General features: G+C 66.7%; 32 protein-coding genes. 7 read left to right on the top strand and 25 right to left on the bottom strand.

Translation table 11 applies throughout. From position 1 onward, the window contains the following. Positions 1 to 11 precede the first annotated feature (11 nt). On the top strand, positions 12 to 929 hold the full coding sequence (locus JX552_RS05670; RefSeq protein WP_205876467.1) for an alpha/beta fold hydrolase: 918 nt from the start codon (positions 12 to 14) through the stop codon (positions 927 to 929). A gap of 56 nt (positions 930 to 985) precedes the next feature. Here JX552_RS05670 and rpsQ read toward each other — a convergent pair whose 3' ends face one another. From rpsQ to rpsJ, 11 genes are read right to left on the bottom strand one after another with little or no spacing between them, the layout of a single operon-like run. Beyond that, positions 986 to 1321, bottom strand: a complete 336-nt coding sequence (gene rpsQ, locus JX552_RS05665; RefSeq protein WP_205876466.1) for a 30S ribosomal protein S17 — start codon at positions 1319 to 1321, stop codon at positions 986 to 988. Continuing rightward, positions 1321 to 1563 carry a 50S ribosomal protein L29 gene (gene rpmC, locus JX552_RS05660; RefSeq protein WP_205876465.1) on the bottom strand — a complete coding sequence of 81 codons (243 nt, stop codon included), beginning with the start codon at positions 1561 to 1563 and terminating at the stop codon, positions 1321 to 1323. Before rpmC ends, rpsQ begins: the two co-directional genes overlap by 1 nt. Further along, positions 1563 to 1979, bottom strand: coding sequence for a 50S ribosomal protein L16 (rplP, locus tag JX552_RS05655; RefSeq protein ID WP_055576361.1), 417 nt, complete (start codon positions 1977 to 1979; stop codon positions 1563 to 1565). The genes rpmC and rplP overlap by 1 nt, the downstream gene beginning before the upstream one ends. Before the next feature lie 3 nt (positions 1980 to 1982). Further along, positions 1983 to 2819, bottom strand: coding sequence for a 30S ribosomal protein S3 (gene rpsC / locus JX552_RS05650; protein WP_055576362.1), 837 nt, complete (start codon positions 2817 to 2819; stop codon positions 1983 to 1985). After that, the gene (rplV, locus tag JX552_RS05645; RefSeq protein WP_205876464.1) at positions 2819 to 3334 is read right to left on the bottom strand and encodes a 50S ribosomal protein L22; all 516 of its coding nucleotides are present in this window, start codon (positions 3332 to 3334) and stop codon (positions 2819 to 2821) included. The genes rpsC and rplV overlap by 1 nt, the downstream gene beginning before the upstream one ends. Next, the gene (gene rpsS / locus JX552_RS05640) at positions 3331 to 3612 is read right to left on the bottom strand and encodes a 30S ribosomal protein S19 (RefSeq protein WP_011739061.1); all 282 of its coding nucleotides are present in this window, start codon (positions 3610 to 3612) and stop codon (positions 3331 to 3333) included. The genes rplV and rpsS overlap by 4 nt, the downstream gene beginning before the upstream one ends. Before the next feature lie 12 nt (positions 3613 to 3624). Further along, the gene (gene rplB, locus JX552_RS05635; RefSeq protein WP_205876463.1) at positions 3625 to 4467 is read right to left on the bottom strand and encodes a 50S ribosomal protein L2; all 843 of its coding nucleotides are present in this window, start codon (positions 4465 to 4467) and stop codon (positions 3625 to 3627) included. A gap of 33 nt (positions 4468 to 4500) precedes the next feature. Beyond that, the gene (rplW, locus tag JX552_RS05630) at positions 4501 to 4803 is read right to left on the bottom strand and encodes a 50S ribosomal protein L23 (protein WP_205876462.1); all 303 of its coding nucleotides are present in this window, start codon (positions 4801 to 4803) and stop codon (positions 4501 to 4503) included. Then, the gene (rplD, locus tag JX552_RS05625; RefSeq protein WP_205876461.1) at positions 4803 to 5474 is read right to left on the bottom strand and encodes a 50S ribosomal protein L4; all 672 of its coding nucleotides are present in this window, start codon (positions 5472 to 5474) and stop codon (positions 4803 to 4805) included. Before rplD ends, rplW begins: the two co-directional genes overlap by 1 nt. Beyond that, entirely contained in the window at positions 5474 to 6127 is a 654-nt protein-coding gene (rplC, locus tag JX552_RS05620) for a 50S ribosomal protein L3 (RefSeq protein ID WP_205876460.1), read from the bottom strand. The genes rplD and rplC overlap by 1 nt, the downstream gene beginning before the upstream one ends. A 14-nt stretch (positions 6128 to 6141) precedes the next feature. Next, positions 6142 to 6447: a 30S ribosomal protein S10 gene (gene rpsJ, locus JX552_RS05615; RefSeq protein ID WP_003873519.1), complete on the bottom strand. Its 306-nt coding sequence runs from the start codon at positions 6445 to 6447 to the stop codon at positions 6142 to 6144. Positions 6448 to 6894: 447 nt separating this feature from the next. Between rpsJ and JX552_RS05610 the strand changes: the two genes are divergently transcribed. Next, on the top strand, positions 6895 to 7278 hold the full coding sequence (locus tag JX552_RS05610) for a hypothetical protein (RefSeq protein ID WP_205876459.1): 384 nt from the start codon (positions 6895 to 6897) through the stop codon (positions 7276 to 7278). 411 nt (positions 7279 to 7689) lie between these two features. Then, entirely contained in the window at positions 7690 to 8385 is a 696-nt protein-coding gene (locus JX552_RS33170) for a PE family protein (protein ID WP_277396041.1), read from the top strand. 13 nt (positions 8386 to 8398) lie between these two features. On the opposite strand, the gene mftG is transcribed toward JX552_RS33170, so the two are convergent. From mftG to mftA, 7 genes are all read right to left on the bottom strand, one after another. Continuing rightward, the gene (gene mftG, locus JX552_RS05600; protein WP_205876458.1) at positions 8399 to 9832 is read right to left on the bottom strand and encodes a mycofactocin dehydrogenase MftG; all 1434 of its coding nucleotides are present in this window, start codon (positions 9830 to 9832) and stop codon (positions 8399 to 8401) included. 8 nt (positions 9833 to 9840) lie between these two features. Further along, positions 9841 to 11271, bottom strand: coding sequence for a mycofactocin biosynthesis glycosyltransferase MftF (gene mftF / locus JX552_RS05595; protein WP_205876457.1), 1431 nt, complete (start codon positions 11269 to 11271; stop codon positions 9841 to 9843). Next, a complete protein-coding gene (gene mftE, locus JX552_RS05590) occupies positions 11268 to 11996 on the bottom strand; it encodes a mycofactocin biosynthesis peptidyl-dipeptidase MftE (RefSeq protein WP_205876456.1) in 729 nt (242 codons plus the stop codon). The genes mftF and mftE overlap by 4 nt, the downstream gene beginning before the upstream one ends. Before the next feature lie 219 nt (positions 11997 to 12215). Next, complete coding sequence (mftD, locus tag JX552_RS05585; RefSeq protein WP_205876455.1) at positions 12216 to 13391, bottom strand: pre-mycofactocin synthase MftD; 1176 nt, start codon at positions 13389 to 13391, stop codon at positions 12216 to 12218. Positions 13392 to 13393: 2 nt separating this feature from the next. Further along, complete coding sequence (gene mftC, locus JX552_RS05580; RefSeq protein ID WP_205876454.1) at positions 13394 to 14587, bottom strand: mycofactocin radical SAM maturase; 1194 nt, start codon at positions 14585 to 14587, stop codon at positions 13394 to 13396. Further along, entirely contained in the window at positions 14584 to 14907 is a 324-nt protein-coding gene (mftB, locus tag JX552_RS05575) for a mycofactocin biosynthesis chaperone MftB (protein ID WP_205876453.1), read from the bottom strand. The genes mftC and mftB overlap by 4 nt, the downstream gene beginning before the upstream one ends. Continuing rightward, positions 14892 to 14981, bottom strand: coding sequence for a mycofactocin precursor MftA (mftA, locus tag JX552_RS05570; protein ID WP_036352637.1), 90 nt, complete (start codon positions 14979 to 14981; stop codon positions 14892 to 14894). The genes mftB and mftA overlap by 16 nt, the downstream gene beginning before the upstream one ends. Before the next feature lie 113 nt (positions 14982 to 15094). Here mftA and mftR point away from each other — a divergent pair, with 113 nt between their 5' ends. From mftR to JX552_RS05550, 4 genes are all read left to right on the top strand, one after another. Next, the gene (gene mftR, locus JX552_RS05565) at positions 15095 to 15688 is read left to right on the top strand and encodes a mycofactocin system transcriptional regulator MftR (protein WP_205878256.1); all 594 of its coding nucleotides are present in this window, start codon (positions 15095 to 15097) and stop codon (positions 15686 to 15688) included. A 7-nt stretch (positions 15689 to 15695) separates the two neighbouring features. Next, the gene (locus JX552_RS05560; protein ID WP_205876452.1) at positions 15696 to 16745 is read left to right on the top strand and encodes a DUF2332 domain-containing protein; all 1050 of its coding nucleotides are present in this window, start codon (positions 15696 to 15698) and stop codon (positions 16743 to 16745) included. A gap of 64 nt (positions 16746 to 16809) precedes the next feature. Continuing rightward, positions 16810 to 17325, top strand: a complete 516-nt coding sequence (locus JX552_RS05555) for an RNA polymerase sigma factor (RefSeq protein WP_205876451.1) — start codon at positions 16810 to 16812, stop codon at positions 17323 to 17325. After that, complete coding sequence (locus tag JX552_RS05550) at positions 17318 to 18589, top strand: VOC family protein (protein WP_205876450.1); 1272 nt, start codon at positions 17318 to 17320, stop codon at positions 18587 to 18589. The genes JX552_RS05555 and JX552_RS05550 overlap by 8 nt, the downstream gene beginning before the upstream one ends. Here the strand turns inward: JX552_RS05550 and JX552_RS05545 are convergent. The 7 genes from JX552_RS05545 to rpsL form a co-directional block, all read right to left on the bottom strand. After that, positions 18586 to 19767, bottom strand: a complete 1182-nt coding sequence (locus tag JX552_RS05545; protein ID WP_205876449.1) for an NAD(P)/FAD-dependent oxidoreductase — start codon at positions 19765 to 19767, stop codon at positions 18586 to 18588. The two genes, JX552_RS05550 and JX552_RS05545, sit on opposite strands and share 4 nt — an antisense overlap. Positions 19768 to 19792: 25 nt before the next feature. Continuing rightward, a complete protein-coding gene (locus JX552_RS05540; protein ID WP_205876448.1) occupies positions 19793 to 20611 on the bottom strand; it encodes a mycofactocin-coupled SDR family oxidoreductase in 819 nt (272 codons plus the stop codon). A 58-nt stretch (positions 20612 to 20669) separates the two neighbouring features. Further along, on the bottom strand, positions 20670 to 21473 hold the full coding sequence (locus JX552_RS05535) for an SHOCT domain-containing protein (protein ID WP_205876447.1): 804 nt from the start codon (positions 21471 to 21473) through the stop codon (positions 20670 to 20672). Positions 21474 to 21636: 163 nt separating this feature from the next. After that, positions 21637 to 22827 (bottom strand): elongation factor Tu, encoded by a 1191-nt coding sequence (tuf, locus tag JX552_RS05530; protein ID WP_205876446.1) that lies wholly within the window; start codon positions 22825 to 22827, stop codon positions 21637 to 21639. Positions 22828 to 22930: 103 nt separating this feature from the next. Continuing rightward, positions 22931 to 25036 carry an elongation factor G gene (gene fusA, locus JX552_RS05525; RefSeq protein ID WP_205876445.1) on the bottom strand — a complete coding sequence of 702 codons (2106 nt, stop codon included), beginning with the start codon at positions 25034 to 25036 and terminating at the stop codon, positions 22931 to 22933. A gap of 68 nt (positions 25037 to 25104) precedes the next feature. Further along, on the bottom strand, positions 25105 to 25575 hold the full coding sequence (rpsG, locus tag JX552_RS05520) for a 30S ribosomal protein S7 (protein ID WP_036352615.1): 471 nt from the start codon (positions 25573 to 25575) through the stop codon (positions 25105 to 25107). Then, the gene (gene rpsL / locus JX552_RS05515; RefSeq protein ID WP_007167812.1) at positions 25575 to 25949 is read right to left on the bottom strand and encodes a 30S ribosomal protein S12; all 375 of its coding nucleotides are present in this window, start codon (positions 25947 to 25949) and stop codon (positions 25575 to 25577) included. The genes rpsG and rpsL overlap by 1 nt, the downstream gene beginning before the upstream one ends. Position 25950 lies beyond the last annotated feature (1 nt).

Here is a 25950-nt window from a genome sequence, read left to right as displayed (position 1 = left end):
AATTCCCAATGATGGACGCTGACCTAAAACGCTGGCTGGATTCCGGAGAGTGCTTCGACTACCTAGGATTCAAAATCTTTTATCGCGCTGCAGGCAGCGGACATCCCCTTCTGCTGATCCACGGTTATCCGTTCAATTCCTTTGACTGGGCACCGATCTGGCCGGCGCTGGTGCAACGGTTCACGGTCATCGCACCGGACATGATCGGCATGGGCTTTTCCGAAAAACCAGGTACCTACCAATACGCGGTGCACGACCACGCCGACATGCACGAAGCGCTCCTCGCGCACCTGGGCGTCAACACCGCACATATTCTGGCCCACGACCTCGGGGACTCTGTTGGCCAGGAATTGTTGGCCCGTTACGAGTTTGGTGAGCAGTCCTACGGCGCCTTCAACATCGACTCGATTACCTGGCTCAACGGAGGCATGTTCATCGAATCGTACACCCCGCGGGTGGCGCAGAAGCTGATGTCTGGCACCGCTTTGGGCGACATCGTCAGTCACCTCCAGGGAAGCCGTCTGTCCCGTCGCCTGCTGGAACCGACGCTACGCGAAATGTTCGGGCCCAAAACCAAACCGACGCGGCACATGATGGACGTCTTCAATGAGATCTTGGACTACAACGACGGCCGACGGGTCATGCACAAGGTGGGCCGTTTCATCAACGACCGCTACATCCACCGGAACCGCTGGGTGCGCGCAATGCGCCAGACCGCGGTTCCGCAACGATTGATCAATGGTCCGATCGACCCGAATTCCGGCGCCCATATGGCTCGCCGTTATGCCGAGGTGGTTCCCAAGGCCGATGTCGTCATGCTTGCCGAGGACATCGGCCACTGGCCGCAACTCGAGGCGCCCGAAGCGGTGCTGACGCATTTTTTCGCGCACATCGATCGCATCACCGTCGGTGAAAGCACGGGAAACTAGGGGCATCCAGAACCGCCGGCAGTTTCGCGACGCGGCCGACCGGCTACTCGCCGGACCTACTTGGCTTTCTCCAGAATTTCCACCAGGCGCCAGCGCTTGGTCGCCGAGAGCGGCCGGGTCTCCATCAGCGAGACGCGGTCGCCGATGCCGGCGATGCTGTTCTCGTCGTGGGCCTTGACCTTCTTCGTCGTCCGGATGATCTTGCCGTACAGCGGGTGCCGCACGCGGTCTTCGAGCTCCACGACGATGGTCTTCTGCATCTTGTCGCTCACCACGTAGCCGATGCGGGTCTTACGACGACCGCGCGGTTTGGGGTTGGCCGGAGTGTGCTTGGGGCCCTTGTCTTTTGCGGGGGCGTCTGCCTTCGGGGCCGCCTTCTTAGCCTCTGCCATCACGATTCCTTACCGTCGGACCCATCGGGCCCACTAGCCAGACCCAGTTCTCGTTCACGCAGCACCGTGTAGACGCGCGCGATCTCCTGACGCACCGTGCGCAGGCGGCGGTTGTTGCTGAGCTGACCGGTCGCCATCTGGAAACGCAGATTGAACAGCTCTTCCTTGGACTCGCGGACGCGCTCGGCCAACTCCTCGTCGGTGAGCTCGCGCAGTTCGCCAGGGGAAATTCCCACTGCCATCAGAACTGCTCCTCTCGGGTAACGATGCGTGCCTTGATCGGCAGCTTGTGGATCGCTCGGGTGAGCGCCGCCCGGGCGATCTGCTCGTTCGGGTAGCTCAGCTCGAACAGCACCCGTCCCGGCTTGACGTTGACCACCCACCACTCCGGCGAACCCTTACCCGAACCCATCCGGGTCTCGGCGGGCTTCTTGGTCAGCGGGCGGTCCGGAAAGATATTGATCCACACCTTGCCGCCACGCTTGATGTGCCGGTTGATGGCGATACGAGCGGACTCGATCTGACGGTTGGTGACGTAGGCGTGCTCGAGCGCCTGGATACCGTAGTCACCGAAGTTCACCGCCGTGCCGCCACTGGCGATGCCGCGTTGACGCGGGTGGTGTTGCTTGCGGTGTTTAACCTTGCGGGGAATCAACATGATTCAGCTCTCCGTGCTCTGCGCTTCAACTGCGGGTGCCGCAGCCTCGGGAGCCGCGGCAGCGCCTTCGTCGCCACCGGCGGCCCGGCCCGCGTCGGTACCGGTCGCAGTGGTGCCCGAGGCACCGCTGCGGCGCGGACGGGTGCCCGACGGCCGCTCGCGACGGGGGCGGTCGGCGCCCGCCGGTGCGGCTGCGGCCAGTTCGCGCTTGCCGCCGACGATGTCGCCTTTGTAAATCCAGACCTTCACGCCGATCCGGCCGAAGGTGGTCTTTGCCTCGTACAGGCCGTAGTCGATATCCGCCCGCAGGGTGTGCAGCGGCACGCGGCCCTCGCGGTAGAACTCCGAGCGGCTCATCTCGGCGCCGCCGAGACGGCCCGAGCACTGCACCCGGATGCCCTTGACGTTGGGCTGACGCATGGCCGACTGGATAGCCTTGCGCATCGCCCGACGGAACGCCACCCGGTTGCTCAACTGCTCCGCGACACCCTGGGCCACCAGTTGTGCCTGGGACTCCGGATTCTTCACCTCGAGGATGTTGAGCTGGACCTGCTTCTTGGTCAGCTTCTCCAGGTCGGCACGGATGCGGTCGGCCTCGGTGCCCCGACGGCCGATGACGATGCCCGGCCGCGCGGTGTGGATGTCGACCCGGACCCGGTCGCGGGTCCGCTCGATCTCCACATCGGCGATGCCGGCACGCTCCAGACCCGACGACAGCAGCCGCCGGATCGCGACGTCCTCCTTGACGTACTCGGAGTACTGCTTGTCTGCGTACCAGCGTGACTTCCAGTCGGTGGTGATACCCAGCCGGAAGCCGTGCGGATTGATCTTCTGGCCCACTAGTCTGAGCCTCCCTTCGCTTCAGAAGCCTCAGACGTCTTCGCGGGTGCCTTCTTGGCGGGCGCCTTGGTCGCCGCTTTCTTGGCGGGCGCCTTGGCGGCGGCCTTGCTGCCCTCGGCCCGACGGGTGCGCGACGACTTCGAGGAGCGCTCGTCCTTGCTGGGCCGGCTCTCCACGATCACCGTGATGTGGCTGGTGCGCCGCCGGATCCGGAACGCACGGCCCTGCGCGCGCGGACGGATCCGCTTGGCGGTCGGTCCCTCGTCGGCGTACACGGTGGCCACCACCAGAGTGCTGGGGTCCAGCCCGTTGTTGTTCTGCGCGTTGGCGGCGGCGCTGGCGATCACCTTGGCCACCGGCTCACTGGCCGCTTGCGGCGCCCAGCGCAGGATGTCAAGTGCGTCGGCCACCGATCGGCCACGCACCAGGTCAATGACCCGGCGCGCTTTCGTGGGCGACACCCGCACGAACCGCGCCTTGGCGGTCGCCGACGGATATTCAGTGGTAGTACTCATCGCCGCTTACTCTTCCGGTCGTCCTTGATGTGTCCCTTGAAGGTGCGGGTGGGCGCGAACTCCCCCAGCTTGTGACCCACCATCGATTCGGTGACGAACACCGGCACGTGCTTGCGGCCGTCGTGCACCGCAAACGTGTGGCCGATGAAGTCGGGAATGATGGTCGACCGGCGCGACCAGGTCTTGATGACCTGCTTGGTGTTCTTCTCGTTCTGCACGTCGACCTTCTTGAGCAGATGGTCGTCGACGAACGGGCCCTTCTTCAGGCTGCGTGGCATGGTTGGTTACTCCTACCGGCCGTGCTTCTTGCCGGTGCGCCGGCGTCGGACAATGAGCTTGTTGCTGGCTTTGTTCGGATTACGGGTACGGCCCTCGGGCTTGCCCCACGGGCTGACGGGGTGGCGACCACCGGAGGTCTTACCCTCACCACCACCGTGCGGGTGGTCGACCGGATTCATCACCACACCACGGACGGAGGGGCGCTTGCCCTTCCACCGCATACGGCCGGCCTTGCCCCAGTTGATGTTCGCCTGCTCGGCGTTGCCCACCTCACCGACCGTCGCGCGGCAGCGGACGTCGACTCGGCGGATCTCACCGCTGGGCATGCGCAACGAGGCGTACGTGGATTCCTTGCCGAGCAGCTGGATGCTCGAACCGGCCGAGCGCGCCAGCTTGGCGCCACCACCGGGCCGCAACTCCACGGCGTGCACCAGGGTGCCGGCCGGGATGTTGCGCAACGGCAGGTTGTTGCCGGGCTTGATGTCGGCGTTGGCACCCGATTCGACGATGTCGCCCTGCGAAAGTCCGTTCGGCGCAATGATGTAGCGCTTCTCCCCATCCAGGAAGTGCAGCAGCGCGATCCTCGCGGTTCGGTTCGGGTCGTACTCGATGTGCGCGACTTTGGCGTTGACGCCGTCCTTATCGTTGCGACGGAAGTCGATCACCCGGTAGGCACGCTTGTGGCCGCCGCCCTGGTGACGGGTGGTGATCCGGCCGTGCGCGTTACGCCCGCCCTTGCTGTGCAGGGGGCGCACCAACGACTTCTCCGGGGTGGATCGGGTGATCTCGGAGAAATCCGACACGCTGGCGCCGCGACGACCCGGGGTCGTCGGCTTGTATTTGCGAATTGCCATGTCTGATCAGGTCTCTCTCTCGCGCTCGCCGGGCTAGGCCGGCGCTCCGAACAAGTCGATCGGCTTGCTGCCCGGTGCCAGGGTGACGATGGCGCGCTTGGTGCTCTTGCGCGTTCCGTAACCGGCCCGGGTGCGCTTGCGCTTGCCCTGCCGATTCGCGGTGTTCACCGACGCAACCTTGACGGCGAAGATCTTCTCGATGGCGATCTTGATCTGCGTCTTGTTCGAGTCGGGGTGCACCACAAAGGTGTACACGTTGTCGTCGAGCAGTCCGTAGGACTTCTCGGAGATGACCGGCGCCAAGATGATGTCGCGGGGGTCAGCGATGGTCGCCATCAGGCCGAAACCTCCTCGGAAGACGCCGCGTTGGCGGTGTTGGCGGAATTGGCCGAGATGAAGGTATTCAATGCCTCGACGCTGAACACCACGTCGTCGGCGTGCAGCACGTCGTAGGTGTTGAGCTGGTCCGGCGGCAGGATGTGCACACCCGGCAGGTTGCGCACACTCTTCACCCCGGCCTCGTCGCTGCGGCCGACGACCACCAGGATCTGCTTGCGTTCGGTCAGCGTGGCCAGAAAAGCCTTGGCGCTTTTCGTGGAAGGGGTTTGGCCGGCCACGATTTCGGTGACCGCGTGGATGCGCCCGTTGCGGGCCCGGTCGGACAGCGCCCCGCGCAGCGCGGCGGCGATCATCTTCTTGGGCGTGCGCTGGCTGTAGTCGCGGGGCTGGGGGCCGTGCACCACGCCACCACCGGTGAACTGCGGGGCCCGGGTCGAACCCTGCCGGGCGCGACCGGTTCCCTTCTGCCGGTACGGCTTGCGGCCACCACCGCTGACGTCACCGCGGGTCTTCGTCGAGTGCGTACCCTGACGTGCCGCGGCACGTTGCGCGGTGACCACCTGGTGCATCAGCGCGATGTTGGCCGGTGCGTCGAACAGCTCGGCAGGCAGCTCGACGGAGCCGTCTACCTTGCCCGCAGGCGTCTTTACGTCAATCTTGAGAGCCATTACTTCTCACCTCGTTTGATCGCACTGCGGACCACGACGAGTCCACCGGTGCGGCCGGGGACCGCACCCTTGATCAACAGCACGCCGTTGGCGGCGTCCACCTTGTGCACCACCAGGTTCTGCACGGTCACCCGGTCGTTGCCCATCCGCCCGGCCATCCGGGTGCCCTTGAAGACCCTTGCCGGAGTGGAACATCCGCCGATCGAACCCGGGCGGCGGTGCACCGCTTGGGCGCCGTGGCTGGCGCCCTGTCCACGGAAGCCGTGCCGCTTCATCGTTCCGGCGAAGCCCTTGCCCTTGGAGGTGCCGGTGACGTCGACGTAGGCGCCGTCGGCGAAGATCTCCGCCGTCAGCTCCTGGCCGACCTCGTACTCGGCCGCCGCTTCCGCGTCGTCCAGCCGTAACTCGGCCAGGTGCCGACGCGGGTTAACCCCCGCGGCCGCGTACTGACCGGTGACCGGCTTGTTGACCTTGCGTGGGCTGATTTCGCCGTAAGCCAATTGCACGGCGCTGTATCCGTCACGCTCCGGGGTCCGAACGCGGGTAACCACGTTCGGCCCGGCCTTGACGACAGTCACCGGCACGACTTTGTTGTTCTCGTCGAATACCTGCGTCATGCCCAGCTTGGTACCCAGAATGCCTTTTCTTGCCATTGCTGCCCAAGCTCCTACTGGATGTTGACGTCGACGCTGGCCGGAAGATCGATGCGCATCAACGCGTCAACGGTCTTCGGCGTCGGGTCAAGGATGTCGATCAGCCGCTTGTGTGTCCGCATCTCGAAGTGCTCCCGCGAGTCCTTGTACTTATGCGGAGAGCGGATGACGCAGTACACGTTCTTTTCCGTCGGCAGCGGCACCGGTCCCACGACGCTGGCTCCGGTACGGACGACGGTCTCGACGATCTTGCGCGCCGAGGCGTCAATAGCCTCATGGTCGTAGGCCTTGAGCCTGATGCGGATCTTTTGTCCCGCCACGCTTCTCCTACCTCTTCTCCCACACTGTGAGCCCGTAAAAGGACCCGGTGCCCCCCGGCGCGCGGATCGGCCGCCCCGTGGAGGGCCGATCTAGCGTTGCGCCGGATACTGCGCCGCTGTTTACCTGTCGTGGTTCAACCGCTCCCCGCGCTCGGGTGTGTCACCCGCACGCAGCCTCGTAGGCGGCCGAAATAGTCGCTCCAAGGTGGGGACCGGACGCGCCCATGGTGGGCGCTGGTCGTATGCCCGGCCAGGGGCGAACCTGGCGCAAGGCAACCTGAACAGTATGCCCCAGATCACCGGTTCGGCCAAATCCCGGGTCCTGACCACCGGCGGGCCGCCCCTGACCTTTGGCCGGCGAGCCGAGACCCTGGCCAGCAGCGGCCCTACCAGGGCTTTTCGCAGCCCACCCGCCGACAGGCGGCAGTGCGCGTACGCTGCCTTGCCGTGACAGGGCCCAATCCGGAAGCTGACGCCGCACAACCGATGATCGACTGGATCAACGGCGCGCCGCCGGCCGAGCTGGCCGCCGAACTCATGGCGGCCTTCGACCCTGAGATCCCCCGGCGCGTTCCGGTCCTGGCGTTGTCCGAGTTCAGCGAGTGGATGTTCCGCGGCTTTCCGGAGCGCCGGGGCCTGATCCTGCCGGCGCGTCCGGTGCGGGAGGCGTTGCTGGAAGCCATCCAGCTGTTGGAGCACTCGGAACTGGCCTACGTGCGCTGGATCGCCGAAAACGAGTTCCGGTGGAGCGCGACCCGCCTGGGCCTGGCCACACTCGCCGAGGGCAAAACTGCGGTCCGTCAGCGGATCAAGGACCGGACCGGTCTGTGACCGTCGGGCACAGGCGCCTGCCGAGCGGTCCACCTCGCCAAATTCCGCGCCCAACGGCGCGGCCGATTCCGTGGTTCGGGTGAACGACCCTCCGGTCACCGGCGTCGGCGCGGCCGGGATGAGACCGCTGAAAGCTGCTGCCAGCAAATCGTTTCCGCCGGGAAAATGGCGATGCCGGGCGACCCGGGCGACATTGGGAATCGCGGCGGCCGGCGCGATACCCGCCTGGCAGTACAGCCACCGGCTGCTCCCCCGATCGGTTCCCGGGCCGCCGCCTCCGGGCGACCACGCCCGAGTCGGATCGCATTGAGCGAAACGGCCGCGGGCGGCGCCGAGCGCGGCTACCATTCGAGAAGGGGAGAAGGTTCGTAACGGGCGTCGGACACGATCCATGTTTGGCTGGGGGGCCGCATGTCGTACTTGATCGCTGCGCCGGAATATGTGGCGGCCGCGGCAACGGACTTGGCGAACATCGGTTCGGCGGTCAGCGATGGCTACGCCGCAGCCGTCATCCCGACGACCGGCGCATTCCTGCCGGCCGGTGCTGACGCGGTGTCGACGGAGCTGGCGGCGCTGTTCGGCGCCCATGCCGAGGCATTCCAGGCGCTCAGCGCCCAGGCAGCCGCCTTCCACGACCAGTTCGTGCAATTGATGAACCTGGGCTCGCAGTCCTACGCCGTCACCGAGGCCGCGAACGTCTCCAGCGTCCAGACCGGCGTCGTGAACATGCCGCAGCAGACGCTGGGCCCCGCGGTACTCAACGAGGGCGCACACGCGGCACCGGCGGCAGCCGCGGTGGCGCAGACGATGGCTGTGACCGCGGCGGCGGCCGGACCGGCAGGCTCGGCATTGGCCCCGGCGGCGACGCCGGTCGGATCGGTAGGGTCGGCGATCGCCGCCGGATCGGTGCGGCCGGTGGGCTCGGTGACTCGTCCACCGGTCTCGTCGCTACCGGCGGGCTCCGCGGCGCCCGTCGAAATCGAGGAGACGTCGGTGTCGGCGTTGCCCGCACCGCTGGCGGCGCGGGCGGTGCCGGCCGCCTCGGTCGCCGGCGCTCCGGCAGCGCGCATCCAGGCCGCCGGCGAAGCGGCGCCCGCGTCGAGCTGATCCACCAGCCGGTTCACCTGACGAATTCGGCCGCCCGGTGTCCCACCATCACGATCGTGGCGTGCGGCCCTCGGCTGGGCACCACCGGCAGCACAGATCCGTCTATCACCCATAAGTTTTCGACACCCAGGACACGGCATTTGTTGTCCACCACGGCATTCGGGTCACCGTCGACGCCCATAGGGGCACTGCCACACAGATGTTGCGATGTCGACCAGGTCGCTGGACCCGTTGAGCTACTACAGAATTGACGGGCCAGCTCAACGCCGGCACGCAGGGCCGCCACGTCGGCTGGCTCGCTGTCGTAGTGATGGTCGATCCGGGGCGGGACGTCGGGATCCGCTGACACCAGGGAAATCCGTCCCCGGGATCCTGGCCGCATTAGCGCCACCCCGAGGTGCGGCCAATCACGTTGTCCGGCAGTGCCGTCGCCGGTCATGGCCACGAAGCCACCGGTATAGGGCCGAATTTCGATGCCGTCGGGAGTGCTGAGCACGACCTCCAGCACCGGCCGGTCCGCTGCCACCGTCCAGCCGGCTGGCATCACCCATTCCGGGTGATCGCTGCATCGCAAACCAACCGGTAGCGCCGCAACAACTTTCACACCAGCAGCGCGCAGCATAGTCGACTCCCCTATGCCAGAGAGCATCAGCAGTTGTGCCGAACGAATTGTCCCGGAGCACAGAACAATTCGGCTGGCTGTCAGCTCTACCGGACCATCGGGCCCCACCGCAAGCACGCCCACCGCGGTGACGCCCCGCAGGCGCAGCCGCACCGCCCGGGTTTGGGCCAGCAGCCGCAAGTTGGGGCGGCGCAGCGCAGGTAGCAGAAAGGCGGCCCCGGAGCCGGTACGGACGCCGTCGACGATATTGAGCGGCACCGCGCCCACCCCCGCGGGCAGCTCGGGTCCGACATCGTTGAGATCGGCGATCCAGCCGAACCCCGCCCCTCTGCAGGCCGCCACAAACGTCTCCGTGACGCCGGTCAGATCGCGAGTGCGACGCACCGGGATAGGACCGGCATCGCCGTGCGCGGGGGTGGCGAAGTCCAGATCGGTCTCGATGGCCCGGAAGTGGCCGAGCACGTCCGCCCATGCCCAGCCGGGTATCGCCAAGCGGTCGAAGTCGCCGGGCAGCCCGCGGCAGAAGTAGCCGCCGTTGACCGCGCCGGATCCGCCGACCGTGGTCCCGCGCACCAGCGGCACCTGCCGGGCCGGGTGATCGGTGAGCGTGGCCAGGTAGCGCTCGGCCAACGGGCTGCCGGCGCCGATCGGTAGCTGCAGCCCGTTGCGAGTTCGAGCCAGGAGCTGGGCGTCGGTGAGTCCGGGACCCGCCTCCAGCACCGTGACGGTGCGACTCGGATCGGCAGAAAGGCGTTCGGCAACAACCGAACCGGCGCTTCCGGCACCGACGATCAGCACATCGCTGTGCCGGACGGCTGCAGACAAGGCGGCCGTTACGTCCGAATCTGCGGCTTGAGTGCGCCGATGTTGCGTTCGCGTACCACGCCGTACCACAGGCCGATCCCGTAGGCCAGGTCGTCGACGCGCTTGAGTAGGAGGAAAGTCAGCAGCCCGATCGGTTCGGCGTCCTGCGCGACGGCGTCCCTGCGCCGCATCCAGTCCGCCACCCCGTCGACGATAGCCGCGATGAGCACGACGCGCCGGCAGTGCCGCGACGCCATCGCCGCCACCAGCGCCACCGGCCAGTAGTGCCGGCAGACTGCCGATGCCAACTGCAGCGCGGCCGACCACAGCCCGCGGGTGGCGATCACGACCACGTCCCACAGGCTGGTCTCGACGGACGAGTCCGCGCCGCGCAGTGCCTTGGCGATGCGGCGGCCGGTGAGCACGGCGATCACGATCGACGCCAGTTGGGCGAGGCCGGTTCCGAGCGAGGCGAGGATCCAGGCCGTCAGTGCCCAGCCGGAGATCACCACCGGCGCGGTCTTGTCGGGATGCCGTACCGACAGCGGAGCCGCCGAACCGCCGTAGAAAGCCTTGCGCGCTATCCAGTCCCGCAACTGGGTCCGGTGGTCGTGGGCGACCAGCGCGATGGGTTCGTACCGCAACCGCACGCCGGCTTCGACCAGTCGCCAGCACAGGTCGACGTCTTCACCGGAGTGCATCGTCTCGTCGAACCCGCCGACTTCCCGGATCGCCGAGGTGCGGCACACGATCGCGGCGCTGGGCACGTAGGACACCGCGCTGTGCGGCAGCACCGGAGCTTCCCGCAAGCCCAGATCCAGCGAGGAATGGACCGCTTCGTAGCGGGCTATCACGTTCTCGTCTTGTGCCAGACCGACGATGCGGGGCGCCACCAGTGCGACCGTCGGGTCGCAGAAGTGGCCGAGCAGGGCCTCGAGCCAGCCGCGTTGTGGCGCCACATCGGAATCCAGGAACGCGACGAAGTCGGTGGCGCAGGCCGCCAGGCCGGTGTTGCGCGCTGCCGCCGGCCCCTTGTTGCGAGCGTGGTGCAGCACTTCGATGTCGCAGTGCGCTCCGGCGAAATCTTCCAGTTCGATCGGGGTGGCGGATCCGTCGTCGACCACGATGACCCGCAGCCCGCGCAGTGAAGTGACCAGCCGACGTACTCCGGTCATGTTGTCCCGCACCGGTACAACGACGGTGACGTCCCGATGGGACGGGCCGGTCGCGGGGCGCGGGTGCGCCACCGTGGCGTCCAGCAGGGTGCGCGCGAGTTGGGCGCTGACCTCATCGCGAACCTTGAGGCGTCCGTCGCACAGCATGCTCCGGGCAGCGGGCGCCAACCGCAGCAGCCGGGTCGGCGAGCCGCCGAGCAGGGCCCTGCCGTCCCCAAGCACCCGCACCCGACGGTCGACCTGCACGGCAAACCCGTCGGGCAGCCGGGTCGGCGGCGCCGTCACGTCAACATCCCGTCGGCTCCCGGTATCCACCGCTCAATGCGTCGCGCACAGTCGTCGACCATCTCACGCAGGATCCGTCCCCCCTCGGCCGCGGTGGCCGTGGTCGGATCTCCCAGCACGCCGGTGCGACTGACTGCCGCCACCCCGCCCCGCTGCATGGACGGCAGCAATTCGCGCAGCGGCGCCGCGTTGCCGGCAAGCATCTGGTCGGTACGCACGGCGCCGGGCGAGATATGCAGCAGCACGGATGTTTCGGTGTGGCCGGCATGCGCATCGCCACCGGCGCTGAAGCACGGGCACCAACCGGCGTCGCGCCCCTCGGCACGCAGCCGCCCGATCGCGGTGTTCAACGCGCTGACATTGCCGCCGTGGCCGTTGACGAAAACCAGCCGCTGCGCCCAACAGCCGGCGGACCGTCCGTACTCCACCAAGAGCGTGGTCAACGCGTCGGTACCGATGGAAATCGTCCCGTCAAAACTCTGGTGCTCGCCACTGGCGCCATAGGCGATCGCGGGCGCCACGAGCCAGCCGAGCCGCTCACCGACGCCACGGGCGACGGCTGTGGCGATCCGGGTGTCGGTATCCAAAGGCAGGTGCGGACCATGCTGTTCGGTAGCCCCCAGGGGAATCAGTATTGACGGCGATGCGGAAATTGAGAGTTGGCTCGACGTCGAATCCCCCAGTTCGCCGCGTAAAGGCACCCGCCGATGGTAAGACGAATTCACCTGGCGTGCACCGATTGTTGCCCTATCTATCGAATTTTTTTTCCGCGCAGTTGTTCGACGAGCGGAATCACTCCTCGTTTGCCTCGACTGCCACGCCCGTCTCACGTTCGGGCAATTGACCATTCCGGATCCGCACGCTGTGTGGTAAGGCGCAGCGCACCGAATTCACGGTTTCGTAAAACGACCAGTGACTGCCTGATTCGGCCATCGGTCCCGGGCTCAGCGGGTGCCCAGCTCCCGAGTGAATCCAGACGGGATCAAAATGTCGTCCGCCGTGAGGTCGTGGATGGACGAATGCCCGAGACCCATCAGTGCCGAGTCGATTCCCCCGCGCAGAATGTCGAGCACGTTCTCTACGCCGGGTTGGCCCGCCGCCGCGAGTCCCCACAGGTAGGCCCGCCCGATCATCACCGCACGCGCTCCCAGCGCCACTGCCTTAACGACGTCACTCCCCCGCCGGATGCCACCGTCGAGCAGCACCTCGACCTGGTCGCCGACCGCCTTCGCCACCGCCGGCAGCGCACGGATCGACGCGGGCGTGCCGTCCAGGTTGTTGCCGCCGTGGTTGGACACCGAGATCGCCGAAACACCGGCGTCCACCGCCCTTTTCGCGTCGTCGACCCGCATCACGCCTTTGAGCATGAACGGTCCGCCCCACAGCTCCCGCAGCCAGGCGATGTCCTCCCAGGTGGGCGGGGGCGTCCCCATCCATTCGCCGTACGCTGCGAAGAACGGCGGGCCGGGCTCGCCGCGGCGGCCCTGATTCGGTACGCGCAGGTCCGGCGGCCGCATCGTCCTACCGAATTTCCACAGCCAGCGCGGCTTGGTGATCGCCTCCGGTGACAGCTTGAGAATGGTCTTCAGATTCATTTCTTCGGGAATCTTCGGACTCCCCCAGTCACGGCCGTGCGAGAACGTCCAGTCGGTGGTCACGATCAACCCGGCCGCACCCGCCGCCCGCGCCCGCTCGGCACGCTCGGCGATTGCGTCCCGCCCGCCGAGCCAATAGATCTGAAAGAACACCTTGGGATTGGCGGCGATGACCTCTTCGATCGGCTTGCTGGCGAACGAGGACAGTCCCATCGCCGTGCCCCGGGCCGCCGCGGCGCGCGCCACAGCGACTTCGCCATCGGGATCGACCGCTTGCACACCCGTCGGCGAAATGAGCACCGGCAACGAAATATCCTGCCCCATAACAGTGGTAGACAGGTCGCGTTTCGCGCTGGCGCCGATGACGTGCGGGGCGAATCCGAGTTCACTGAATGCCGCGACATTGTCGGCCACCGTCACGCCTTTTTCGCTGGCCGAAATAAGCGACGAATAGACCGATTTCGGCAGCCGCCGCTTGGCACGCTGTTGGGCAATCGCGACAGTTTCAAACCATTGGTCTGCCATTGCTATACGGGGCTTTCGTTGCATAGCCGCGACGGCGGCCTCATCGACAGGGTCAACGGCACCGGCGCGTTGATCGGCTTGCCGCGCGAGTGGTCGACGCGGGGCCGCGGAGTTCGACGCTCGGACGCCAGGGCCGGCGCACCGTGGCCCTGTACGCACTCGGGATCGGGGCCGTCCATCGGCAGGCCGGTGAAGAACTTCGCCGCCATACAGCCGCCGCGGCAGCTGTCGTAGTGCCCGCAGCTGCCGCAGGCTCCCGCGGACTGCGGCTCGCGCAATTCGCGAAACAGCGGGGCGTTCTTCCAGACATTGGCAAAGCCGAGGCCGAAACCGCTGTCCATCAGCACGTTTCCGGCCAGGAAGCGGTCATGGATGGCGAACGGGCAGGCGTACACGTCGCCCACCGGGTCGATCAGGCACACCACCCGGCCCGCTCCGCACATGTTCAGACCGGCGAGCGCGCCGGCCGCCCCCAGCGGCGCCAGGTGGAAGAAGGAATCGCCGGTCAACACCCGTTCTCCCTTGGCCACCAGCCATTCGTACAGCTGCACCTGCTGGTCCGGCGTGGGGTGCAACTCGTCCCAGACGTCGGCGCCGCGCCCCGACGGACGCAACCGGGTGATGCGCAGCGTGGCGCCGTAACGGCTTGCCAGCGCGGCGAATTCGTCGAGCTGATCCACATTGTGCCGGGTCACCACGACGGAGATCTTCGCGTCCTTGAATCCCGCCGCAGCCAGGTTCTCCAGTGCCCGCACCGCCATGGCGAACGACCCGGGCCCACGAACGGCGTCGTTGACCTCGGCGGTGGCGCCGTCCAGGGATATCTGGACGTCCACGTAGTCGCTGGCGGCCAATCGTGCCGCCACCTCGGGCGTGATGCGCACGCCGTTGGTGGAGAATTTCACCCCGACGTGGTGTTCGGTCGCATAGTCGACCAACTCCCAGAAGTCCGGCCGCACGGTGGGTTCGCCACCGCCGATGTTCACGTAGAACACCTGCATACGTTCGAGTTCGTCGATGATGTCCTTGCACTGCCGGGTGGAGAGCTCACCCGGGTCGCGTTTGCCCGACGAGGACAGGCAGTGCACACACGCCAGATTGCAGGCGTAGGTCAGCTCCCAGGTCAGGCAGATCGGCGCGTCGAGCCCGTGCTCGAACTGCTCGATCAGTGCGGGGACTCTGGCTGCGGTGCTCATCGGGCCTCCCTGGGGACCAGCATGGTGGAGCGGGCCAGCACATCCAGCGCGTGTAGGTACGGGCCCTGGTCGGGGTCGTCGACACCGGCGGCCCGGCATGCGGACCGCACGTCGGGGTGATCGGCCAGTGACTGCACCACGGTCAGGATGGTGCGGTTCTTCAGGAACGACAGTTTGCGGGTGCCGAAGTGATACAGCAGCGCGCCAAACGGTTCCGGTCGGATCGCCACCTGCGGATGCAGACGCCAGCCGCTGTCCGGGTCCAACTGCGCGCTCCCGTTGGCCGGCACGGGCGCAGCCACCGTCAGTAGACCCCGCACATGCCGTCGATGGAAACCTCTTCGACCAGCGTCTCGGTGACGAGTTCGGTCTCGGTCTGGTTCTCGTTGTCCACGGCGATTGCCTTTCTTCGAAGGGATTCGACAATGATGGGTGGTGCGGGTCACAATCTCACGACCGTGCGCCAGAATATGGCATCGAGTGCCGAAACGGAAGGGGGCGGGTCGGATGCTGCCGGAGTCGCGGGTGGGCAGGCGCCGCTCCACGACGCCGCTGCACATCACCGACGTCGCGATCGACCTGTTTGCCGCGCGGGGGTTCGCCGAAGTCAGCGTGGACGATGTCGCCCACGCCGCCGGGATCGCGCGCCGCACGCTGTTCCGCTACTACGCCTCGAAGAACGCGATTCCGTGGGGCGACTTCGACGCCCACCTCGAACAGTTGCAGGAACTGCTGGATCGCGTCGATCCCCGGGTGCCGCTGCGCGATGCGCTGCGCGGGGCGCTGCTGGCGTTCAACACCTTCGACGAATGCGAGTCGGTGCGGCATCGACAGCGCATGCGAGTGATCCTGGAAACGGCCGAGCTGCAGGCTTACTCGATGACGATGTACGCGGGCTGGCGGGAGGTGATGGCAGGCTTCGTCGCCCGCAGGTCGGGCTGCAAGACGACCGACCTGATGCCGCAGACCGTCGCCTGGACGATGCTCGGAGTCGCACTGAGCGCCTACGAGCACTGGCTTCGTGACGAATCGGTCTCGCTGCCCGAGGCGCTCGGTAACGCGTTCGACGTCGTCGGGACCGCCCTGGACTCACTGGAGTGAGCGACATTTGAGCCAGGTGGACCATCTGCTGCACACCCTGCGCTCGCAGGGTCGGTTCTGTGCGCGATCCGGGTCGGCGATGTACGGCGAACTCTTCGAGCTGGTGGCGGCCGACGTGGAATCGGGCGGCGTATTCGCCGGGATCCTCGACGGGCAGGAGCAGGCGTCGTCGGGTCAGGCGGTGCCGCTGCGGTTGCTTGGTGGCCTGCACCGGATGGTGCTCGACGGCCGGGCCGCGCAGTTGCGCGGGTGGTACCCCAGCACCGGCGGCAACTGGGACGCCCGGGCCGCGTGGCCCGAGATCCTGCGGGTCGCCGGCATACGGCCCGACGTGCTGCGGGCGGCGCTGCGCTGTCCGCCGCAGACCAACGAGGTGGGCCGGTCGGCCGCGCTGATCGGTGGCCTGCTGCATCTCAACAGCGAATTACGAATGCCGATAAGGCTTTTCGAGATCGGTACCAGCGCTGGCCTGAACCTGCGCGCCGATCGGTACCACTACCGGTACGCCGGTAACCAGTGGGGCCCGGCGGATTCGCCGGTGGTGATCGACGACGCATGGCATGGCGAGCTCCCCCCGGGCGGCCCGCTGCAGATCATCGAACGCCGCGGATACGACATCGCGCCGATCGATGTCACCGAACCCGACGGCGAGCTGACCGTGCTCAGCTACGTGTGGCCCGACCAGCACGCCCGGTTGCATCGGGTGCGGGGCGCCATCGCGGTGGCCCACGAAGTGCCGGCGCGCCTCGAGCGCAGGACCGCGGCGGAAGCGGTCGCCGGCCTCGACCTGGCCGAAGGGACGCTGACCGTGCTGTGGCATTCGATCACCTGGCAGTACCTGTCCGCCGAGGAGCGCGCGGCGGTGCGCGCCGGTATCGACGGGCTGGCGGTTCAGGCGGATGGGCGTAAACCGTTGGCGCATCTGACGCTCGAGCCGGCGCGAGAGGGACCCGACGGCAGACTGACCTTCTTGGTGCGGGCCACGAGGTGGCCCGGCGGCGAGGAGCGGATGCTGGCGGAATCCCATGCCCACGGCGCACCGGTGTGCTGGCAGTGATCCGCCGGAAAGAAATTTCAGCTGACCCCGTCGGAATTCGGGCCGCCGCGACGACATTCAAGATGTGAGCGCCCAACCGCACCGTCGCGACGCCGTCGGCGCGCTGCTGGCGCTGTACGACGACGCGCTGCCGGTGGTATACGGCTACTTCGTGCGCCGTTGCGGCGATCGGGGGACGGCGGAGGACTTGACCTCGGAGACCTTCCTCGCCGGGATGGACGCGGCACGCAGAATCGATACCCCACCGATTGCCATGCCGTGGCTGATGGGAGTGGCGCGACACAAGCTGGCCGACCATTACCGGCGCCGGCGGGACACCGTGCCGATGGCCGAGCCGCCCGAACCGGTAGGTCCAGCTGACGACTGGGACGCCGAGTTAGACCGGATGGTCGCCGAGAGCGTGCTAACCAGGCTGAGCGACCCACACCGCGCGGTGCTCGTCCTCAGATACATGGACGACTGCAGTGTCGGTGAATGCGCCGCACTGCTCGGGCGGACCGTGCACGCCACCGAGGCGCTGCTGGTGCGCGCCAAAAGGGCGTTCCGCAAAGAGTATCCGGAAGGGGCACGTCATGAGTGAGCGCGATCCGCTCTACGTGCTGCACACCGAGGACCCTCCGGTACAACCCGATCCGGGCTTCGCCGCGCGGTTGCGTCGGCGGCTGGAGTCCGCACTGTCACTACCCGAAGGAGTTGTCATGAGTGGCACCACCGCCGTTTCGAGAGCAACTATTGCCGATCTGTCCGCGGCGACTGCGGCGGCTCCCCGTCCCGCTGCACTCCCGTATTTGACCGTGCGGGACGCGCGCGCCGCGATCGACTGGTACGCGGCGGCATTCGGCGCCGCGGTGGTGGGTGAGCCGATCGTGATGGACGATGGCCGAATCGGGCACGCCGAGCTCGAGATCGGCGACGGCGTGCTGTATCTGGCCGACGAGTACCCCGAGTTGGGACTGCGGGGTCCCGAGCCGGGAGCGGTGTCGGTCAGCCTGATGCTGCACGTCGCCGACACCGATGCCGTCCTGCGACGGGCCCGTGAACACGGCGCGACGGTGCAGCGTGAACCCTACGAGGGCCACGGCTCGCGCAACGCGACCGTCGTGGACCCGTTCGGTCACCGCTGGATGCTCACCGGTCCGGTCGCCGACCCGGCCGCCGCTATCCGGCAAGGCGACCTCGGCTACATCTGTATGCGGGTGCCCGACGCCGAGCGTGCCGCCGCGTTCTACCGACACGTGCTGGGCTGGACCGTCGACACGGCCTCGCATCGGGTGATCAGCACCGAACTGCCCACCGACATCGGCACGGCCGCCGAGCCGAGCCTGTTCTGCGGCTACGCCGTCAGCGACGTGGCGGTCGCGCGCGCCGCGATCCTCGCGGCCGGCGGATCCGTGGGCGAAACCCGTCGCACCGAACACGGCGTCACCCTGGACGCCACCGACGCACAGGGCGCGCCGTTCGCGGTGTTCGAACCGGCCCTCGGCTGGAAACGACCACAACTCAACGGATCTGGCCCGGGCGAGTTGTCCTACCTGACCTACAACGTGCCGGAATCGTCGGGCTTCCGGGACTTCTATGGGCGGGTGCTGGGCTGGGCTTTCGAGCCCGGCCGCGTGACCGACGGGTGGCAAGTGCGCGACGCTCACCCGATGTCGGGTGCGGCGGGCGGGAGCCCGCGTCGCGCCACCGTGCCGATGTGGACCGTCGAGGACATCGACGCCGCGGTGGCCCGGGTGCGCGAGGCGGGCGGCACCGTGTTAGACGAGCCGTCACGCCAGCCCTATGGCCTGTCCGCGGAATGCACCGACGACCAGGGCTCGCGGTTCTATCTGGGGCAGTTCTAACCGTCGGCGTCCAGCATCTCCGAAATCGGCACCGCGGCAGCGACTTTGGCGCGCACCTTCATCACCTTGCCGGGCAGTCCACCACCGACCACGCCGACCAGCGCGCCGTCGCGCTCGTAGTACGCCAGGAACTTGCGCCCGTCGTCCTCGACGATGTGCACGGTGTCGGTGGCTTCGGGTTCGCCCAGACACTGAATCTTGACGTCGTACTGGTCGCTCCAGAAGTACGGGACGACGACGGTCGACGGCACCTCGCGACCCAGCATCGCGGGAACCACCACCCGCGTCTGGTCGGCAACGTTGCTCCAATGTTCTACCCGCACCTGGTGTCCCGTGGCATCACGCCAGGATGCGACATCGCCCAGGGCCCAGACGTGCGGGGCGCTGGTGCGGCCGGCCTCGTCGCAGACGACCCCGTTGTCGACCTCGATACCGCTGCCCTCGAGCCAGTCGGTGGCCGGGTGCGAGCCGATGCCGACCACGACGAGATCGGCGGGGACCTCCGCACCGTCGCTGAGCACCACGGCGTCGACGTGACCCTCTCCCCGGACCTCGGCCACCCCGATGCCGGTGCGCACATCGACGCCCTCGTCGCGGTGTAGCCGGGTGACCAGCGCGCCGATCTGCTCACCGAGCACCGACGCCAACGGCGTCGGCTGCGGCTCCACCAGAACCACCTCCACACCCAGGCCGCGAAGGCTGGCCGCCACCTCACAACCGATGAAACCCGCGCCGATCACCACCGCCTTCTTGGCGGCGGACGCGTGGGTGCGCAACGCCATGCACTCGTCGAACGACCGCAGCACCCGAATGCCGTTCAGATCGGGCAGGCTCGGGATCCGGCGCGGCACCAGACCGGTCGCGACGACGAGTTCGTCATAGCCCAGCGAGGTTCCGTCGGCCAGCGTCACGGTCTGCGCCGCGGTGTCGACGCCGGTGGCCGCCTGGCCTAGACGCAGGGTGACGTCCTTCTCGTCGTACCACTCCCGCGGCTTGAGGGCCGTGTCGTCGACCTCGCTGCGCAGCACCTCTTTGGACAGCGGCGGCCGATCGTAGGGCAGATGCACCTCGTCGCTGACGATGGTGATGGGGCCGGCGTACTCCGCGCGGCGCAGCTGCTCGGCCGTCCGGGCGGCGGCCAGCCCGCCGCCGACGATCACGATTCCGTGTGTGCTCACGTGGAGTTCATAGCACGGTCGACAATCAGTACTTCAACGCGCCCTTATCGACCGGGATCTGGGTGCCCGACAGCGTGCCGGAGCCGTCGCCGGCCAGCCAGACGACGACGTCGGACACCTCGTCGGGTGACATGAAACCCTTGTACTGCACGGGCATTGGCGGAAAAGCGTGCACGAACCGGGGATGCTTGGCGAACACCTGCATCATCGCCTCCGGCTCGATCATCGGGGTATCGACAGAGTAGGGGTGGATGGAGTTGACCCGGATGCCGTATTCGCCGAGTTCGAGGGCCAGGGTGTTGGTGAGCGCGGTCAGCCCGAACTTGCTGGCCGCGTAATGGCCGTTGCCCGGCGTCGCCTTCAGGCCGGCCGCGGAGCTGACCACGACGATCGAGCCACCGTTGCCGGCTTCGATCATCGCCGGGATGGTGGCCCGCAGGGTGCGCCAGGTCCCGGTGAGGTTGACCCCGATGACGGTGTCCCACTGCTCGTCGGTGAGTTCCCAGACCCGGCCCCAGCCCAGTACCCCGGCGTTGGCGACCACGATGTCGAGCCGGCCGAACTGTTCGATCCCGTCGGCCACCAACTGCCGCACCGCGACATCGTCGCGGATGTCGACCTCGCGGGCCAGCACCTTGCGGCCTTCGGCCTCCACGGCGCGAACGGTCTCGGCGAGATCCTCCGGCGTGGCCGGCGGATAGGTCAGGGTGTCCGAGACCGGCGCGCAGATGTCCGAGGCGATGATGTCGGCGCCCTCGCGGGCAAGCCGGATCGCATGAGAACGTCCCTGGGCGCGCGCGGCTCCGGTGATGAATGCCACCCGTCCCTGAAGTGTTTGCGCCACTGCTCCCCTTTCGCCGCCTGCCAGGCTAGCAGCGAAACTGAAACGTGTTCTAGTTAGGTCAGATCTCGGAGATGATCTGGGCCCGGCGGCTGGCGTATTCCTGGTCGTTGACCACGCCGCTCGCGCGCAGCGAGTCCAGCTCCTGCAGGCGGTCGGCGATCGAGGCCTGCGGTGCTTGCGGCTGTTGGGTCTGCTGCACCTGCTGCTGGCCGGCACGACGCACCACCGCGTGCAGCTGCTGGCGCAGCGCCGGGTTGGACCGCACATCGACGATGCGGTTGAGTGGGATGTTGTTGGACTTGAGCAGCTGCAGGATCTCCATCAACGGCCCGGCCTGGCCGCTGAGGTCGTAGGTCCGGTTGTCTTCCTCGACGGTGAACTGGGCGGGTACCAGCCCGTTGACCAATGCGCTTCGCTCCCAGTCGATTCGGTATTGGTTGGTGGCCGGGTCGACCAGGACGACGAGCTTGCGCGCCGTCAGGTTGCCCAGCCGCGTCACGTTCGCGATCACCCGGTCTTCGCTGTCGAACGGCGCGATCCCGGGGCCGGAGATATGCAGGTGCACCTTGACCACCGGCTGCTCGTTGATTCGGGTGCCCGTCTCGCTCAACCCGTTGATCTGGGCCAGCGCAAGCACTCCGGTCGCCTCGAGCGCCTCGTTCTTGGCGGCGTTGTTGACGCTCCAGTACGTCAACGCGATCGCGACCAGCACGTCGGCGACGGTGATGAGCAGTCCGACGTAGAACATCCACGACAACAGTTGACCGAAACCGAGAGTGAAGTAGACGACGAGGAAGATCGGTCCGACCAGGCCGCCGCACAACAACACCAGCAGCTGCATCTTGATGTACCGCGCGAGCATGTGCTTTCCCCTCACTGGATCCGGGCCAGGTGCCCGAAAGATGATGTCAGAGTAGCGCTCGGCCCGGCCTTTACCGATCACAAGTTGACGCACCGATCAGACGTGAAAGCCCCCGAAAACCGAGGTTTTCGGGGGCTTCTCCGTCTGCTCGCGCAGTAACCGGCTACTTGATGATCTTGGTGACCCGGCCGGCGCCGACGGTGCGGCCACCTTCACGGATCGCGAACCGCAGACCGTCGTCCATGGCGACGGGCTGGATCAGCTTCACCGAGATGTTGGTGTTGTCACCGGGCATCACCATCTCGGTGCCCTCCGGCAGCGTCACCACACCGGTCACGTCGGTGGTGCGGAAGTAGAACTGCGGACGGTAGTTGTTGAAGAACGGCGTGTGGCGACCGCCCTCGTCCTTGGACAGGATGTAGACCTGGCCCTCGAACTCGGTGTGTGGGGTGGTGGTGCCTGGTTTGATGACGACCTGGCCGCGCTCGACGTCCTCACGCTTGACACCACGCAGCAGCAGACCGACGTTGTCACCGGCCTGACCCTGGTCGAGCAGCTTGCGGAACATCTCCACGCCGGTGACCGTGGTCTTGGTGGTGGTCGGACGGATGCCGACGATCTCGACTTCCTCGTTCACGTTGACCACACCGCGCTCCACACGACCGGTGACGACGGTGCCACGACCGGTGATCGTGAACACGTCCTCCACGGGCATCAGGAACGGCTTGTCGGTCTCGCGGACCGGGTCCGGGATCGACTCGTCGACCGCGTCCATCAGCTGCTCAACGGACTCGACCCACTTGGCGTCGCCCTCGAGCGCCTTGAGCGCCGAGACCCGCACCACCGGGGCGTCCTCGTCGAAGTCCTGGGCGGCCAGCAGCTCGCGGACCTCCATCTCGACGAGTTCGAGCAGCTCCTCGTCGTCGACGGCGTCGGACTTGTTCAGCGCCACCAGGATGTAGGGCACGCCCACCTGACGGGCGAGCAGCACGTGCTCGCGCGTCTGCGGCATCGGGCCGTCGGTCGCGGCGACCACCAGGATCGCGCCGTCCATCTGGGCGGCACCGGTGATCATGTTCTTGATGTAGTCGGCGTGGCCAGGGGCGTCGACGTGCGCGTAGTGGCGCTTGTCGGTCTGGTACTCCACGTGGGCGATGTTGATCGTGATACCGCGCTGACGCTCCTCAGGCGCGTTGTCGATCTGGTCGAACGCCTTCGACTCGTTCAGGTCCGGGTACTTGTCGTGCAGGACCTTGGTGATAGCCGCGGTCAGGGTGGTCTTGCCGTGGTCAACGTGACCGATGGTCCCGATGTTGACGTGGGGCTTGGTCCGCTGGAACTTCGCCTTCGCCACTTTGTTGTCCTCCTGGACTGTTGGTGCTTAAAAAAGCAGTGTTGATTTTTCTTGGTTTTGCCGCGGTGCTAACCGCGTCAGCCTACTCGCAGGCTTGCCGGCCCTATTCGCCCGTCGCCTTCGCGATGATTTCCTTCGACACGTTCGCCGGAACTTCGGAGTACGAGTCGAACACCATGGAGTAGTTCGCCCGGCCTTGAGTCTTGGACCGCAGGTCGCCGACGTAGCCGAACATCTCCGACAACGGAACGTGCGCCTTGACGACACGTGCCCCTGCCCGCTCCTCCATGGCCTGGATCTGGCCACGGCGGGAGTTCAGGTCGCCGATCACGTCACCCATGTAGTCCTCGGGCGTGGTGACCTCGACGGCCATGATCGGTTCCAGGATGACCGGCTGGGCTTGCGCCGCAGCCTTTTTCAGCACCTGCGAACCGGCGATCTTGAACGCCATCTCCGAGGAGTCGACCTCGTGGAAGGCGCCGTCGAGCAAGGTGAGCTTGAGGTTCACCAGCGGGTAGCCGGCCAGCACGCCGTACTGCATGGCGTCCTGCGCACCGGCGTCTACCGACGGGATGTACTCCCGCGGAATGCGCCCACCGGTGACCTTGCTCTCGAACTCGTAGGTCGCACCGTCCTCGCTGACGAACGGCTCCAGGGTGACCTGGACCTTGGCGAACTGACCGGAACCACCGGTCTGCTTCTTGTGGGTGAACTCGACGTTCTCCACCTTGCGGCGGATGGTCTCCTTGTAGGCCACCTGCGGCTTGCCGACGTTGGCCTCGACCTTGAACTCGCGGCGCATGCGGTCCACCAGGATGTCCAGGTGCAACTCGCCCATGCCGCCGATCACGGTCTGACCGGTCTCCTGGTCCAGGTGCACCTTGAAGGTGGGGTCCTCTTCGGCGAGCTTCTGGATCGACAGGCTCAACTTCTCCTGGTCGCTCTTGGTCTTCGGCTCGATCGCCACCTCGATGACCGGGTCCGGGAACGTCATGGACTCGAGCACGATCTGGTTGTTCGGGTCGGCCAGGGTGTCACCGGTGGTGGTGTCCTTGAGACCGATCACCGCGTAGATGTGTCCCGCGGATGCGGTCTCCACCGGGTTTTCCTTGTTGGAGTGCATCTGGAAGAGCTTGCCCAGACGCTCCTTCTTGCCCTTGGTGGCGTTGATGACCTGCGAGCCGGAGTCGACCTTGCCCGAGTACACCCGGACATAGGTGAGCTTGCCGAAGAAGGGGTGTGTCGCAACCTTGAACGCCAGCGCCGAGAACGGCTCGTCGGTGGACGGCTTGCGGACGATCTCCTCGTCCTCCTTGCCGGGCGGGTGACCGACGGCAGCCGGCACGTCCAGCGGCGAGGGCAGGTAATCGATGACGGCGTCCAGCATCGGCTGCACACCCTTGTTCTTGAACGCGCTGCCGCACAGCACCGGGTACGCCTCCGAGCTGATGGTCAGCTTGCGGATCGCGCCCTTGATCTCGGCGACGGTCAACTCTTCCCCGCCGAGGTACTTCTCCAGCAGTTCCTCGTCGGTCTCGGCGACGGCCTCGATCAGCTTGGTGCGATACTCGTCGGCCTTCTCCTGAAGATCGGCGGGGATATCGACGACGTCGTACTTCTCCCCCAGCTTGGCCTCGGCGCTCCACACCTTGGCCTTCATCTCGACCAGGTCGACGACGCCCTCGAAGTCGCCTTCGGAGCCGACCGGCAGCTGGATCGGAATGACGTTGGCGCCGAGCCGCTCCTCCATCGTCCGCACGGAGAAGTAGAAGTCGGCGCCGATCTTGTCCATCTTGTTGACGAAGCAAATGCGCGGCACGTCGTACTTGTCGGCCTGGCGCCAGACCTGCTCGGACTGGGGCTCGACGCCTTCCTTGCCGTCGAACACCGCGACGGCGCCGTCCAGGACGCGCAGCGAGCGCTCCACCTCGACGGTGAAGTCGACGTGTCCGGGGGTGTCGATGATGTTGATCTGGTTGTCGTTCCAGAAGCAGGTGGTGGCCGCGGAGGTGATGGTGATACCCCGCTCCTGCTCCTGCTCCATCCAGTCCATCGTGGCTGCGCCGTCGTGAACCTCACCGATCTTGTAGCTGATGCCGGTGTAGTAGAGGATGCGCTCGGTCGTCGTGGTCTTGCCGGCGTCGATGTGCGCCATGATGCCGATGTTGCGGACCTTCGTGAGGTCGGTCAGCACGTCCTTCTGTGCCACAGAAGTCTTCCCACTCTTTCGTTGCTCAGTTGACTATCGGATGCGCCAGCGGGTCCCGCTGGAAGCCGTCACCAGCGATAGTGCGCGAAGGCGCGGTTTGCCTCGGCCATCTTGTGGGTGTCCTCACGTCGTTTGACGGAGGCACCCAGGCCGTTACTGGCGTCCAGGATCTCGTTGGCCAGGCGCTCGACCATCGTCTTCTCGCGGCGCTGCCGAGAGAAGCTGACGAGCCAGCGCAGCGCCAGCGTGGTGGACCGGTCCGGGCGCACCTCGACGGGCACCTGGTAGGTGGCGCCACCGACGCGGCGGCTGCGGACCTCCAGCGCCGGCTTGACGTTGTCGAGAGCACGCTTGAGGGTGATGACGGGGTCGGTGCCGGTCTTGTCGCGGGCCTGCTCGAGCGCACCATAGACAATGCGCTCAGCCAGCGATTTCTTCCCCTTCAGCAGAACTTTGTTCACCAACTGGGTGACCAGCTGCGACCCGTAGACCGGGTCGTTGACCAACGGACGCTTGGGCGCGGGCCCCTTGCGCGGCATTAGCTCTTCTCCTTCTTGGCGCCATAGCGGCTGCGAGCCTGCTTGCGGTTCTTGACACCCTGGGTGTCCAGCGAGCCGCGGATGATCTTGTAGCGCACACCGGGCAGGTCCTTCACCCGGCCGCCGCGCACCAGCACCATCGAGTGCTCCTGCAGGTTGTGGCCCTCGCCCGGGATGTAGGCCGTGACCTCTACCTGACTCGTCAGCTTCACACGGGCAACCTTCCGAAGCGCCGAGTTCGGCTTCTTCGGAGTGGTGGTGTACACGCGGGTGCATACGCCACGACGCTGCGGGCTGCCTTTCAGAGCCGCGGTTTTGACCTTGGCGATCTTGTCGCGACGACCCTTTCGGACCAGCTGCTGGATGGTTGGCATC

The sequence above is a fragment of the Mycobacterium gordonae genome, from assembly GCF_017086405.1.
In the GTDB taxonomy this organism is placed as follows: Bacteria; Actinomycetota; Actinomycetes; order Mycobacteriales; family Mycobacteriaceae; genus Mycobacterium; species Mycobacterium gordonae_D.
Note: the sequence above shows the minus strand (reverse complement) of the source record. Positions and strands in the feature narration are given on the sequence as shown.

Bases quoted from the DNA above. Each gene is read 5' to 3' on its own strand.
- JX552_RS05670 (WP_205876467.1), top strand. From the start codon at position 12: ATGGACGCTGACCTAAAACGCTGGCTGGATTCCGGAGAGTGCTTCGAC.
- rpsQ (WP_205876466.1), bottom strand. From the start codon at position 1,321: ATGGCAGAGGCTAAGAAGGCGGCCCCGAAGGCAGACGCCCCCGCAAAA.
- rpmC (WP_205876465.1), bottom strand. From the start codon at position 1,563: ATGGCAGTGGGAATTTCCCCTGGCGAACTGCGCGAGCTCACCGACGAG.
- rplP (WP_055576361.1), bottom strand. From the start codon at position 1,979: ATGTTGATTCCCCGCAAGGTTAAACACCGCAAGCAACACCACCCGCGT.
- rplV (WP_205876464.1), bottom strand. From the start codon at position 3,334: ATGAGTACTACCACTGAATATCCGTCGGCGACCGCCAAGGCGCGGTTC.
- rpsS (WP_011739061.1), bottom strand. From the start codon at position 3,612: ATGCCACGCAGCCTGAAGAAGGGCCCGTTCGTCGACGACCATCTGCTC.
- rplB (WP_205876463.1), bottom strand. From the start codon at position 4,467: ATGGCAATTCGCAAATACAAGCCGACGACCCCGGGTCGTCGCGGCGCC.
- rplW (WP_205876462.1), bottom strand. From the start codon at position 4,803: ATGGCGACCATCGCTGACCCCCGCGACATCATCTTGGCGCCGGTCATC.
- rplD (WP_205876461.1), bottom strand. From the start codon at position 5,474: ATGGCTCTCAAGATTGACGTAAAGACGCCTGCGGGCAAGGTAGACGGC.
- rplC (WP_205876460.1), bottom strand. From the start codon at position 6,127: ATGGCAAGAAAAGGCATTCTGGGTACCAAGCTGGGCATGACGCAGGTA.
- JX552_RS33170 (WP_277396041.1), top strand. From the start codon at position 7,690: ATGTCGTACTTGATCGCTGCGCCGGAATATGTGGCGGCCGCGGCAACG.
- mftD (WP_205876455.1), bottom strand. From the start codon at position 13,391: ATGGCAGACCAATGGTTTGAAACTGTCGCGATTGCCCAACAGCGTGCC.
- mftC (WP_205876454.1), bottom strand. From the start codon at position 14,587: ATGAGCACCGCAGCCAGAGTCCCCGCACTGATCGAGCAGTTCGAGCAC.
- mftR (WP_205878256.1), top strand. From the start codon at position 15,095: ATGCTGCCGGAGTCGCGGGTGGGCAGGCGCCGCTCCACGACGCCGCTG.
- JX552_RS05550 (WP_205876450.1), top strand. From the start codon at position 17,318: ATGAGTGAGCGCGATCCGCTCTACGTGCTGCACACCGAGGACCCTCCG.
- JX552_RS05535 (WP_205876447.1), bottom strand. From the start codon at position 21,473: ATGCTCGCGCGGTACATCAAGATGCAGCTGCTGGTGTTGTTGTGCGGC.
- rpsG (WP_036352615.1), bottom strand. From the start codon at position 25,575: ATGCCGCGCAAGGGGCCCGCGCCCAAGCGTCCGTTGGTCAACGACCCG.
- rpsL (WP_007167812.1), bottom strand. From the start codon at position 25,949: ATGCCAACCATCCAGCAGCTGGTCCGAAAGGGTCGTCGCGACAAGATC.